At 59.6% G+C, this 12,722-nt stretch carries 11 protein-coding genes; 9 read left to right on the forward strand and 2 right to left on the reverse strand.

Going from position 1 to position 12,722, the window contains the following annotated elements; genetic code table 11:
* Positions 1-81 precede the first annotated feature (81 nt).
* Both OHL16_RS11280 and OHL16_RS11285 read left to right on the forward strand, forming a co-directional pair.
* Positions 82-945 carry a hypothetical protein gene (locus OHL16_RS11280; protein ID WP_263367224.1) on the forward strand — a complete coding sequence of 288 codons (864 nt, stop codon included), beginning with the start codon at positions 82-84 and terminating at the stop codon, positions 943-945.
* Between the two features lie 838 nt (positions 946-1,783).
* Entirely contained in the window at positions 1,784-4,930 is a 3,147-nt protein-coding gene (locus OHL16_RS11285) for a TonB-dependent receptor (RefSeq protein ID WP_263367225.1), read from the forward strand.
* Positions 4,931-5,128: 198 nt separating this feature from the next.
* Here the strand turns inward: OHL16_RS11285 and OHL16_RS11290 are convergent, their stop codons facing one another.
* Both OHL16_RS11290 and OHL16_RS11295 read right to left on the reverse strand, forming a co-directional pair.
* The gene (locus tag OHL16_RS11290; RefSeq protein ID WP_263367226.1) at positions 5,129-6,022 is read right to left on the reverse strand and encodes an isocitrate lyase/PEP mutase family protein; all 894 of its coding nucleotides are present in this window, start codon (positions 6,020-6,022) and stop codon (positions 5,129-5,131) included.
* 127 nt (positions 6,023-6,149) lie between these two features.
* The gene (locus OHL16_RS11295; protein ID WP_263367227.1) at positions 6,150-6,530 is read right to left on the reverse strand and encodes a YidH family protein; all 381 of its coding nucleotides are present in this window, start codon (positions 6,528-6,530) and stop codon (positions 6,150-6,152) included.
* Between the two features lie 67 nt (positions 6,531-6,597).
* On the opposite strand from OHL16_RS11295, the gene OHL16_RS11300 reads away from it, so the two are divergent.
* The 7 genes from OHL16_RS11300 (at position 6,598) to OHL16_RS11330 (ending at position 12,708) form a co-directional block, all read left to right on the forward strand.
* Positions 6,598-7,092, forward strand: a complete 495-nt coding sequence (locus OHL16_RS11300) for a hypothetical protein (RefSeq protein WP_263367228.1) — start codon at positions 6,598-6,600, stop codon at positions 7,090-7,092.
* Between the two features lie 252 nt (positions 7,093-7,344).
* Entirely contained in the window at positions 7,345-7,656 is a 312-nt protein-coding gene (gene yajC, locus OHL16_RS11305) for a preprotein translocase subunit YajC (protein ID WP_263367229.1), read from the forward strand.
* 147 nt (positions 7,657-7,803) lie between these two features.
* Entirely contained in the window at positions 7,804-9,411 is a 1,608-nt protein-coding gene (gene secD, locus OHL16_RS11310) for a protein translocase subunit SecD (protein WP_263367231.1), read from the forward strand.
* An 82-nt stretch (positions 9,412-9,493) separates the two neighbouring features.
* The gene (gene secF / locus OHL16_RS11315; protein ID WP_263367232.1) at positions 9,494-10,456 is read left to right on the forward strand and encodes a protein translocase subunit SecF; all 963 of its coding nucleotides are present in this window, start codon (positions 9,494-9,496) and stop codon (positions 10,454-10,456) included.
* 101 nt (positions 10,457-10,557) lie between these two features.
* On the forward strand, positions 10,558-11,289 hold the full coding sequence (locus tag OHL16_RS11320) for an energy transducer TonB (RefSeq protein ID WP_263367233.1): 732 nt from the start codon (positions 10,558-10,560) through the stop codon (positions 11,287-11,289).
* Between the two features lie 112 nt (positions 11,290-11,401).
* A complete protein-coding gene (locus tag OHL16_RS11325; protein ID WP_263367234.1) occupies positions 11,402-12,142 on the forward strand; it encodes a MotA/TolQ/ExbB proton channel family protein in 741 nt (246 codons plus the stop codon).
* A gap of 140 nt (positions 12,143-12,282) precedes the next feature.
* Positions 12,283-12,708: an ExbD/TolR family protein gene (locus OHL16_RS11330; RefSeq protein WP_263367235.1), complete on the forward strand. Its 426-nt coding sequence runs from the start codon at positions 12,283-12,285 to the stop codon at positions 12,706-12,708.
* Positions 12,709-12,722: the final 14 nt, after the last annotated feature.

Here is a 12,722-nt window from a genome sequence, read left to right on the forward strand (position 1 = left end):
GCAGTTTCAGTGATGTGGAATCGAACGTGCTTATCTATATAGGGAGGTGTCTCCATAAGGAGGTGTCTCCGGAGGCACGTTATGGAAGATTCCCTTATTACAGGGGTTGCGCCGGTTGCGAAGCGCGTGGTCCCTTATATCGTTGCAGTGGTTGTCGCCGGAGCAGGCATTGGCTACGCCGTACATGAGCACCACAGCGCGCAGACCTTGGCAGCACAGAATGGCCAGGTAACGGCCCAACTCAGCGCCACGAAGGGCCAGATGGATGCTCTCGCCGCAAAGGTGAATGCGCTTGCCGTAAGCAACGAAGCAAAGGCCGCCGCACCGTCAGCACCTTCCGTCGCGATGGCGACCAGCCATCCTCATGCAACTCATCATGCCAGTGCCGCGGACCTGCGCTTCAAAAAGCTGCAATCGCAGGTAGATGCCCAGGGCAAGGCGATCGAGGATACCCGCAATAATCTGGCAAACACCAGCACCGAGCTGACCGGATCGATTGCGCGCACCCATGACGAGCTTGTCGTGCTGGAGAAGAAGGGCGAGCGCAACTACTCTGAGTTCGACCTCCAGAAATCTAAGCAGTTCCAGCGCGAAGGCGCCATAAGCATAAGCTTGAGAAAAGCCGACACCAAGCATCAGTATGCCGACCTGCAGTTGATGGTGGATGATCGCAACCTGTCTCAGAAGCATGTCAATCTCTACCAGCCCGTCATGTTCTATCAACCCGACAGCCAGCGGCCAGTCGAGATCGTCATCAATAGCATCAGCAAGGATCACATCCACGGATACGTCAGCGCGCCAAAGTATCAGCAGTCGGATCTGGCTGCGATGGCCAATGGAGGCAATCATCCTGCGCCAGCCACGGATCAGGCTGCGAACTCCAATGCGCAGCCTTCATCCAGGCAAAAACTCCCTCTGCCCGATAGCGCACCCAACTCTCAGTAGTGTAAAAGAGTGACCCCCGGCCACCGGCGGCAGACTGGCTGGAAAAGGAAAAACGAAAAGCCTCAGTTTTACTGGGGCTTTTTCATTCCTATTTGTTCACAATGTCATCCTGACCCTTTCATCGAGTGCCCGTCGTCCTGAGCGGTGCCCTCCTGAACATAGAGTTCCGCGACGGCGGAGAAACTCAGCCGTGGAAGATTTCTGTTGGCGAAGTAGATTGGGCGGAGCCTAGCAATCGCGTCCACCGCGCGGTGAATGTTGGGAAAGAAGTATTCGAAGAGGTTGTGACTTTTTTTCTTGATCAACCAGATGCGGTCCCGCAGCCTGGGGACGACTCAAATTAGCAATTTTCCAGCCGATGTGGATCGCGCCGCGATCACAGTTCAGCTGACATCCAAGAGTTGAACCTTCTACCTAGCCTTTGGGCGGAGCTTGGGTGACGCTAGTCCTCCTCAGGTTGCGAACACCTCTTGTACGGCAAATTTCGTACGCTCACCCATCGCTCGCTGGCAATTCACTCACGCGCGAGTAGCTAGGGGCGTGTCTCTCGGAAGTGGTTTGCTTTTAGGGAGTTAGGTGGTCTGTGGGCCTGAGATGGGCCTTTGTGGGGGGCGATCTCAATTTTTCTTCATTTTCTTATACTTAAGTGATAGTGTCTTCACAAACAAAAGTGGCTACGAAGTCGTTTTTTGAGGGACCGCTCTTCGGTCTCTCACTTCCGCGTTGTTCCTGGAAGGCTGTCGCGTAGCCGGAACCGGTCATTGTTCAACGATTCTTTCAGTCGCACGTTGCATGGCTGAACCACATCGGAATATTGCAGTAATTTATAGGAGCCCAAATGACGAATCTTTCAAGAAAACTCTCTCTATTCGCGATCCTGTTGTTCGGGATCGGGACGGTGGGTCTGTGTGCTCAGGCAACGGCGATTAACGGAAGCATTGTGGGTGATGTTGTGGACGCAGGCGGGGCGATGGTTCCTGGCGTTGCGGTTGAGGCGGACGAGGTCGAGACCGCTGTAGCTCATCAGGCGGTCACGGACGGATCAGGTCATTTCGAGTTCCTCTCTCTCCAACCGGGGCCCTATGTTGTCAAGATCTCGAAGCCTGGATTCGCCCAGACCATCCAGGAGAACCTGACGCTTTTGATAGGCCACACCATATCGCTCAGAATGACGCTGCAGGTTGCGGGGACGACGACCGAGATCATCGTGACCTCCGCGCCATTGCTGGATATTGTTACGACCTCTTCGACCACGACACTGGCGGAGCAGATGATTGCGACGACGCCAGTTCTCGGCCGCAAGTTCGAGGACCTGCTCACCCTGACACCGGGTGTCAGCATCTCGCAGGGGCCGGACGGCGACGAGATCAACATCAACGGGCAGCGCGGCATCTACAACAACATCAGCCTCGATGGCGGCGACTATAACAACGGCTTCTTCGGCGAGCAGTCGGGCGGCCAGCGCGCGGCAGTCGATATCACTCTTGAAGCTGTCAAGGAGTTTCAGGTTGTGGCCACCGGCGCCAACGCGGAGTTCGGCCGGACCGGTGGCGGTGTCGTGAACGTCATCACGAAGTCCGGTACCAATGACCTTCATGGCAGCGCCTTCTATTACCAGCGGCTTGAGGGTTTGACGGCCGCTACTTCCGACGGCACGCCTCTGACGAACTTTCATCGCGAGCAGTTCGGCGGCAGCGCGGGCGGCCACATCATCAAGGACAAGCTCTTCTTCTTCGGGGCGGCCGAGGGCATCGACGAAAACCTACTGCGGACGAACCTGAGCACTTATAACGCAAAAGCTCTGGCCTCGAGCCCTTGCCCGGTGTCCAATCCCGTGTTTCGCTCCAACATCACTGAAGCGCAGATCGCCGCTAACGGCGATTGCCAACGTCAGGTGCTGCTCAACTTCTACAAGACCAACTTCAATCAGAACGAGGGCCTGCCTGTCGATCACGTGGTCCACAACGGGGCGTTCTTCGGCCGCATCGACTACTCGATTAACCCGAAGAACCAGTTCTTCGGCTCTTACAACTTTGACTATTCGAGAAATCCCAACCAGACCTTCGACGTCGCCACGTATGGCACGACTGCCAACGGCGTGGAAGGCGGGGCCCATATCCAGACACTCAACTTTAACCTGACGTCGACGCTAAACGAGCGACACCTGAACGAGGCGCACGTGACCTATGGGCATGAGACGCGTCCGCGGTCGGCGATCAACGGGAACGCGGTGGGCGATACGGGCATCGGATTCTTTCCGTCGTTCCGGTTTGGCCAGCCGTTCTTCCTGGGACCGGGCGCCAGCGAGACCTTCTACCATCTGGATTTCAAAGACAACTTCTCCTGGATCGTCGGCAAGCATACGCTCAAGTTTGGCGGCGAATATCTTTACAGCCACAATACGCAGATCTTCGACGGGTTCGCTCTGGGCCGCTACATCTTCGGTGACACCGTCGGCTTCCTGCACTACGCAACGGCAGCGAGTGCAGGCAACGGTTTTGGGCCGAACACGCAGTCATGTTCTGACGGCTCCTACGTCACAGCTCCAGCGTCTTGCCCGGCAGGGACGACGAACTTCGGCAGCCCGCTTCTCCTGTACCTTCAGGATGCGGGCACGCGGGCAGGACAGACGGTCCAGCAGGCCGGCTATTCCGACATCGGCAACCATGAGCCGGCAGTCTTTGCTCAGGACACCTGGCAGGTGTTGCCGCGGCTGACCCTCAACTACGGCCTGCGGTGGGACGCGCAGATCTTCCCCGATCCGGTGGTCGCGCCCTCAAAGACGCTGTATGGACCGTACATCAACAATTCGTCCTTACCCATACCTTTTCCTTCGACAGGCCACATTCCCAATCAGAAGACGCAGTTTCAGCCGCGTTTCGGCTTTGCGTATGACATCGTCGGCGGCGGCAAGTCGGTGCTTCGCGGCAGCGCCGGAATCTTCTACGCACGGCAGAACATGCTGACCCAAGTCGGAGCAATCACCACGAACGGCGTGCAGCAACAGACCCTCACAAATTTCTCGGGACTCGGCAATCCGACCTACGGCCAGGGTCTTCCCGTCTCCCCTTGTCCTGTTACCGGCTGCCCCTTTGCCGGAGTTACCGTCTTCGACAGGAACTACCACAACCCCCGCATCCTTGCGTTCAACGTCGGCTACGAGCAGCAGATCTTCCGGGACTTCGTGGCCTTCGTGGACTTCACGGACTCGAAGGGCGTGTATCTGACGCGCTTCGTCAATCCCAACGTGGGACCGACCGCGGTACTTCCCGGTAAGTGCGGCCCCGCCTGCGATTCTGACACCGTGTCTTACGCGGGCCCCGCGCCGTTTTTGATAAAAGGCCAGGAGCTTGGCCAGGTCACCAATACCATCAGCAATGCCAAGTCGCTTTATCGCGGTGTCACCTTCGGGGTTCGGAAGCACTTCACACACCACTTCCAGGTCGAAGCACAGTACACCTACTCGCATGACCGTGACGACGACTCCAACGAGCGCGATCCATTCACCTTCCGTTACGCCAACCTCTACAATCTTGCGTCAGAGTATTCCCTCTCGGACCGCGATGAGGCGCACAAGTTCAACGCGTTCGCACTTGGGGATCTACCCTGGGGCTTCAAGGGCAACCTTCGCATCCAGCAGCACTCCGCCGAACCGCAGACCGACAACGTTTTAGGCACTGGAACCGGAGCGCCGTGCAGCTTCAACAACTCGCTGACGCGTTTCGTCAACGGCATCGACTGCGGCCGCAACCACCTTCGCAAAGACAATGCCTTCTTCGTGCTCGACTTCGGCGTGGCTCGTCCCTTCAAGTTCCATGACGGAAAGTGGGAACTCGTTCCTCGCGTCGAGATGTTCAACACCTTCAACAACAAGAACAATCTCAACCCGCTGAGCTCGGTGCCTCTCTTCGATTTCAGCGGCTTCCTGCGTGTCGGAGTCGGTGATCCCCGGCAGGCTCAACTCTCGATGCGCTTCGTCTTCTAGGTTGCATCGGCTGAGGTTGCGGACAGATCCAGAAGCTGCACCGTCACTCTTTGGCGCGTGCAGCTTTAGGGTTTGTCCGCTTCTTCGTTGGGTAAGATGTGGGGGATTAAGCGAAGCCGCCGTTGGCGCGGATGATCTGCGAGTTGATCCATCCACACGTCTGCTTCGTCTGAATCTTCTCTGTGGTGATTTTCTGTTTTACGTTTTGTCGGCTTCTTCGATGGCTCGGCAGGCGAGGTCTTTGCGGAAGAAGTTGTTGATCTCGTCGAAGGGTGTGATTCCGTCGAGTCCGGCCATGGTGTTTTCGTGCGCGATTCCGCGGGCGGCTTTTAGGAAGCCGGTCCAGGCGGCTCGGGCGAGGGCGGAGCCGGTGCTTACGCGCCGGACTCCGAGGTCTGCCAGTTCGGACAGCGACATGGGCGTGCTGGAGGTGACGAGCACATTGATGGGTTTGGGGTGGGCGGCGGCGACGATGGCCTGGATCTGCTCGCGGGTGCGTGCTCCGGGGGCGTAGAGGACGTCAGCTCCGGCTTCGGCGTAGGCCTGGAGGCGTCGGATGGATTCGGCAAGTGGGTCGGGGCAGTTGACGAGGAAGCACTCAGCGCGGGCGGTGAGCAGGATTCCGGAGTTGCCGACGGCCTCACGGGCGGCGCGGATGCGCTCGGTGGCGAGGGGGAGATCGTAGAGCGGTTTGGCGGAGTCGCCGGTGGCGTCCTCGATGGAGAGGCCGGCGACGCCGGTCTCGACGCAGAGACGGACGTTTTCGGCGACCTGCTCGGGGGCGTGGGCGTAGCCGGCTTCGAAGTCGGCGTTGATGGGGAGGTCAACGGCAGCGACGATGGAGGCGATGTGCTGGAGCATGAGGTCGCGGGGCACGGCCCAGTCGGTGTCGGGAAGACCGTGGCTGAAGGCGAAGCCGGAGCTGGTCGTGGCCAGCGCCTTGAAGCCCAGCGCGAGGAGCATGCGGGCGGTTCCGACGTCCCAGGGGTTGGGGATGACGAAGAAGCCGCTCTCGTGGAGCTGGCGGAAGGCGGCCCGGTGGGCGGCTGTGGCTTCGGGGAGCGGGATCGTTGGGGGGACCATGGGATTCATGCGGCAGCCTCCGGGTATCTGAGTGTTGGTCTGGCGTAAGTGACTCATTTTTTTGGAGGGCGTAGGGGTAAGGCAACGGGACTGGCGTCGAGGGGAAGCAAAGGGCGGGCGAGAGGGCGTCAGGCGTTCAGTGGATGAGGAGAAGGTAGATTGCCATGGCTGTGCCGAGGACAGCGAGGAGGGCGGAGAGGATGATAGCGGTCTTTGAGATCTTGCCGGGAATCCAGGTCCCGGAGCTTAGCTGCCGGACAATGCGGACGTGGTTGATGGAGGCGCTGACGTTGACGAGGATGCCGAGGGCGATGAGAACGACTCCGGTGAGGGGCGAGCCCCAGATGCTGTGAGCGGTCGTGGCGGTCCGGGCGGCCTGCATCTGGCGGAGAAATAAGCCGAAGCGGGCGATGGCGAATCCGAAGGCCATGAGAGCAACGCCGGTCCGGATCCAGGCGAGCAGGGTTCGCTCGGCGGCGAAGTAGACGCGCGGGTCCTGCTCGGCGGGGTTTGGCATGAGCGGAATTATAGAGGGGCAGGGATTTTGTATAACGATAGGCACGAGTCAAGGTGAGAGGCGCGAGATGGATGAGAAGAGGATGATGCTGCGGCATTTTCTGGCAGCGCTGGCCTACAGGACGCAGAAGGCGCTGCGGGATGCTCCGGAGGGTTTCGGGGATTTCAAGGCGGGGTTGAAGGTTCGGACTCCGCATGAGCTGGTTCGTCATATGGACAGCGTGCTGGGGTATGCGCGGACCTATCTGATAGGGGGCAGCTACCGGCCGCGGGTGCATGCGGAGTTTGCTGAGGCGATCGCCGATTTCCACGGGGTTCTGGAGGACTTGGCGCGGCATCTGGAGGCGGGGACGGAGTTCCAGGGGATTACTCCGGAGGTGATGCTGCAGGGGCCGTTTTCGGATGCGATGACACATGCCGGGCAGTTGGCGATGCTGCGGAGGCTTGCGGGCTGTCCGGTGGCTCCGGAGAACTTCATCTTTGCGGAGATTAGCGCGGAGAATCTTGGGATGGATCAGCCGCTTCCGGTGAGTCCGGATAAGGAGTGGCCGGAGAAGCTGTAGAGGGTGCTGAAAATACAGTTGGCGATTGCGGAGACGAAGGCCCGGGGTTAAAAGCCCCCTCATAACTTGTTGATCTTTAGCAGGGCTGAAGCCCTGCGCTCCCTCCGAATACTAAGGCGGGCGGGGGTTCCTTGACATGGGGTTTCGGTTACGCGATGCTAAAGGGCTAGGCACCCTATTTCGGCCTGTGGGCACGGTCGTGCGGACGTTTGCGCTCGAGCGGGTGTTGCTTTGTAAGAAATGGAGCGCTTGATGTTGGCAATCTGGTTTCAAAGCGCACCGTCCGGGCTTGGCAGTCTCGGCGGGCTTGCGCTACCCGTGCTGTTCTTTGTGGTGCTGTACGTTCTGATGATCGTACCCAACCAGCGGAAGCAGAAAAAATGGCAGGAGATGCTGGGCCAGTTAAAGGCCGGCGACCGCGTCACGACTAACGGCGGCATCCGCGGGACGATTCTCACGGTGAAGGACGACGCCGTGGTGTTGCGGGTTCAGCCAGACGGCGTCAAGCTGGAGTTTGTGAAGAACTCGATCGCCGCGGTAACGACTGACGAACAGGCGTCGTAGGCGGCAAGGAAGTAATTAAGGAGCGGCAAAAGATATTCGACCGTTTTCGAACGGATGAGGAAGAGACAGGAACAGCAGGGAGGCCCGGTGACGGGCGACAGGGGCTGCTCCTTCAAATCACGCAATCAGGCATAGGCAATCAAGATCATGGGTAAAAATCTGGCCGGCAAGACGGCATTCATCGTAGCGGTTCTGGTGATCTTCTGCTTCGGCATCGTGGGAATCCCCCACGGTAGCCTGAAGCAGTCCATTACGGACCGTATCCACCTGGGACTGGACCTTAAGGGCGGCACGCACCTGGTGCTTGAGGTTCACGTGGCCGAGGCGGTTGCATCGGCCACCGACCGCGACGCGGTGCGACTGACGCAGGACCTGCAGACGGCGGGAATCTCGGGCGTGACGGCGGGCAAGACCGACTCGACGCATCCGGAGAAGATCACCGTCAGCGGCATTCCCATCGGGAAGATGACGGACGCGCGCGGCGTCTTTAGCGGCAACACCTATGGCGACTACGAGGCCACGACGGCTGCCGATGGAACCGTGACGCTGACGATGAAGCAGGCAGCGATCCGGTCGCTCAGCGAGCGCACGGTCGATACCTCGATCGAGACGATTCGCGAGCGCATCGACAAGCTGGGCGTCACTGAGCCGATCATCCAGAAGTACGGCCTTGGCGAGAACCAGATCCTGGTCGAGCTGCCGGGTATCTCTGACTCTGGCCGCGTCGAGGAGATCATTCAGTCGACGGCCAAGCTTGAGATTCACGCAGTCGCCGGCGGCCCGTACGCGACCGATCAGGAGGCCCTGCAGGCCAACAACGGCGTCATTCCTCCCGATGCGGTGCTCGTGAAGGGATCCGCGACTGCCGAATCTCCGGAGCAGGTCTGGCTGCTGAAGCGCGTCAGCGAGGTGGAAGGCACGGACTTCCGCGATGCGCAGCCTTCGAACGACCAGAACGGCCGCCCGAACATCACCTTCACCCTGACGACTGAGGCTGGTGACCGCTTCTACAAGTACACGAGCGAGCACTCGAGCTCGAGCGCTTCGCCGGGTTCGATGGCGATCGTTCTCGACAACAGGGTCCGCGAGGTCGCGGGAATTCAGTCGGCGATTCGCGACCGCGGCGAGATCACTGGCGGCTTCACCAAGCAGCAGGCGGCCGATCTGAGCCTGATGCTGCGCACCGGTGCGCTTCCGGCTTCGATCTCGTTCCTGGAGACGCGCAGTGTGGGGCCGAGCCTGGGCCAGGCGTCGATCCGGCAGGGCGTTATTGCGGCGGTGGCCGGCATGACTGCGGTCATGATCTTCATGCTGATCTACTACCGCGGTTCAGGAATCAATGCCGACCTGGCGCTGATCCTGAACCTGTTGATCCTGCTTGGATTCATGGGCTTCACGGGCTCTACGCTGACGCTGCCGGGCATCGCGGGCGTCATCCTGACCATTGGTATGGGCGTCGACTCGAACGTGCTGATCTTTGAGAGGATCCGTGAGGAGCTGCGCGCGGGCAAGGCGGCGGCCTCGGCCGTGCAGCAGGGCTTCGCGCACGCCTGGATCACCATCATCGACACGCACGTGACGACGATCGTCTCGGCGCTGATTCTGTTTCTGTTCGGCACGGGGCCGGTGCGCGGCTTTGCCGTGACGCTGACGTTCGGCCTGCTGGCGAACCTCTTTACAGCGGTGTTTGTCTCGCGCGTGATCTTCGATTCGCATTTGAAGAACAAGGAGCGCGGGGCGGCACTTTCGATATAGGAGCGGCCAGCAAGCCTGCGGGTTAGCGAGTCAGCAAGTGAAGGACGGTGCGGGAAGCGCCGCATGGATTGAGGAAGGTAACGTGGAATTCTTTCGTGGCACTAATATCGACTGGCTTGGGAAGAAGTGGTACTTCCTGGGCTTCTCTCTGATCTTCTCCGTCTCCGGCGTGCTGAGCATGCTGTTCTGGCATGGGATCCCGAAGGGCGTGGACTTTACGGGCGGCACGCAGATTCGCGTGGCCTTCGACCAGAACCCGAACGAGGACCACATCCGGCAGGCGATCGACCGCGGCGGCGTGCATAATGCCAGCATCCAGCGTGTCAGCGATCCCAGTGGCCATGCGGCGAACAAGGTCATCATCGCCCTGCCGATTGCGTCGGCGAGCGACCAGGCGCACGACGTCGGACGGCAGAGCGTGGAGAATGCGCTGAATGCGAATTACCGTGACTCGAAGTTCCAGATCGAGCAGGTGGAGATCGTGGGGCCGACGGCCGGCAAGCAGTTGCAGAAGCAGGCGTGGCTGGCGACCGTCTACTCGCTCATCGGAATGCTGGTGTATCTGTGGTTCCGCTTTGAGCTGATCTATGGCGTGGCGGCGGTGGTGGCGGTGTTCCACGACACGCTCATCACGGTGGGCGCGTTCAGCCTTACAAATCAGGAGATTACGCTGACGGTCATCGCGGCGATCCTGACCCTGATCGGCTACTCGATGAACGACACGATCGTGGTCTTCGACCGTATCCGCGAGAATCTGGCCACTTCCAGGCGCGAGACGCTGTCTGAGGTCGTCAACCGCAGCATCAACCAGACGCTGAGCCGGACCGTGTTGACCTCGGGATTGACCTTTCTGACGGTGCTTTCCCTTTATTTATTCGGCGGCGAGGTGCTGCACGGCTTTTCATTTGCGCTGGTTGTCGGTATTCTGATCGGCACCTACTCATCCATTGCAGTCGCTGCGCCGATGCTGGTTGCATACCAAGATTGGCGAGCCAGCAGGGGCAAGGCGGTTTCGCTTCCAGCTGGCAAACGCGCCAGGGCCTGAGTTTCAAAAAAGCATAAACTTTGGGTTAAAAATCGGGAACAAATTGGAAGAGCGTGGTGTCTATAAACCAATAGCTCTTCTCCACCAAAGCGAGGCAGCATATGTTTGAAGATTCATTGATGGAGTCCGGCGGCAAGATCAAGACGAAGTCGAAGTACTGGATGATCGCGACCTTCGCGTTCAACATTGCCATTCTTGCGACGCTTATTCTGATCCCCCTGCTGTACCCCGAGGCGCTTCCCAAGACATCGTTGACCGCCATGTTGACGGCGCCACCTCCGCCTCCTCCTCCGCCCCCGCCGCCTCCGCCGGCGCAGGTGGTCAAACCCATCAAGATGGTTTCGGAGATCGATCAGGGTCTGCATGCGCCAACCAAGATCCCCAAGGACATTAAGATGCTGAAGGAAGAGGCTGCGCCTCCTCCGCAGATGGCTGGTGTCGCTGGTATGGCGGGCATGGGCAGCGGTTCTGGCGTCCCTGGCGGCGTGATGGGCGGCATCGGAACTGCGCCCGCGCCTGTTGTGAAGGTTGAGAAGCCCAAGGGCCCGATCCGCGTGTCGAGCGGTGTGGTTGCCGGTAACGCGATCTCGCAGCCGAAGCCGGTCTATCCGCCGATCGCCAAGGCAGCCCACGTCTCCGGAGCGGTTGTGCTGCACGCGATCATCTCCAAGCAGGGCACGATCGACAAGCTGGAAGTGATGAGTGGTCCTGAGATGCTTCGCGCCAGCGCGCTCGATGCTGTCCGTAACTGGCGTTACAAGCCCTACGTCCTCAACGGCGAACCCACCGAGGTAGAGACGACGATTACCGTCAACTTCAACTTCGGCGGTTGAGCCATACCTTCACCGCAACGACCCTTGTCTCCGCGCTCCACAGGCGTAACCCGTTTGGGGAGTGCACGACCCGGATTCAGAAAGTTAGAGTTCCATCAGGAGGAAATACTCAGTGATTCTCGCTCATCTTACCAATCTCGCTCATGCACCCGCGTCCCTCGCCATGTTCTTTGAAGAGGCGCAGGTTGGATTCAGCCCTCTGCAGCTCTGGGGCAACATGGGCAACCTTGCCCGTGCAGTTGTTGTCATCCTCTTCATCATGTCGATCTGGTCGCTGGCCGTGATCATCGATCGCGCTCTGTACTTCTCGGCTGCCCGCAAGCAGTCGCGTGAGTTTGCCCCGAAGGTTGCCGGCGCCCTCAAGGACGGCCGCCTCGATGAGGCGATCAAGATCGCTGACCGCAGCAAGAAGTCGCACCTGGCCGAGGTTGTCACCGCCGGCCTGCAGGAGTTCCGCAGCTTCGGTTCGGGCGGCGCGATCACCCCTGAGCAGGTAGAGAGCTCCAAGCGCGCCCTCGAGCGCTCTGAGGCAATCGTTCACGCCAAGCTGAAGCGCGGCCTCGGTGGTCTGGCCACCATCGGTTCGACGGCCCCCTTTATCGGTCTGTTCGGAACCGTCGTTGGTATCTTGAACGCCTTCCAGCAGATTGCGACGCAGAAGACCTCCGGTATCGGCGCAGTCGCCGGCGGTATCTCTGAGGCCCTGGTTACGACCGCCTTCGGTCTGCTCGTGGCCATCCCCGCCGTTATGACGTTCAACTACTTCACCAACAAGGTCGAGGCCTTCGACGTCGAGATGGACAACAGCTCGAGCGAACTGGTCGACTACTTCATCAAGCAGAGCCACCGGTAAGTCTGCTTCGGCAGCGCAAAGCGGGCCTGTGAGAATCCTGATCTCCAGCGTCTCCGGATGCCGTCAAAGCGAACGGCATCCGGAGAACAGAGAGATCCAGCAGGCAGAGCAAATCAGGCTAACCGGACGGAGCAAACATTATGGCAATGGCAAAGAGGGAAGAGGGCAAGAAGGTCAACTCCAATATCAACGTCACGCCGATGGTGGACGTGATGCTGGTACTGCTGATCATCTTCATGGTCATCACTCCCATGTTGAACAACAAGGTGAACGTCGACCTTCCCAAGGCCGATGCCGCCATCGTGATGGAAAACGCCAACAAGGAAGATGCCGTGGTCGTGGCGGTGACGCGCGACGGCAGAACGTTCCTCGGCGGCGACCAGGTCACTCTCGATGATCTCGGCTCGAAGATTGCCGCGAAGCTCGAGGGCAAGACCGACAAAGAGGTTTACATGCGCGCCGACAGCCGTGCTAACTACGGCAAGGTCATGGACGCAGTGGACGGGATTCGTGCAGCCGGAGTCAGCCAGCTGGGTCTGCTGACGGAAAAGCGCGAGACTAAGTAGCAACGACCCCAGGA

The organism is Edaphobacter bradus, assembly GCF_025685645.1.
GTDB lineage: Bacteria > Acidobacteriota > Terriglobia > Terriglobales > Acidobacteriaceae > Edaphobacter > Edaphobacter bradus.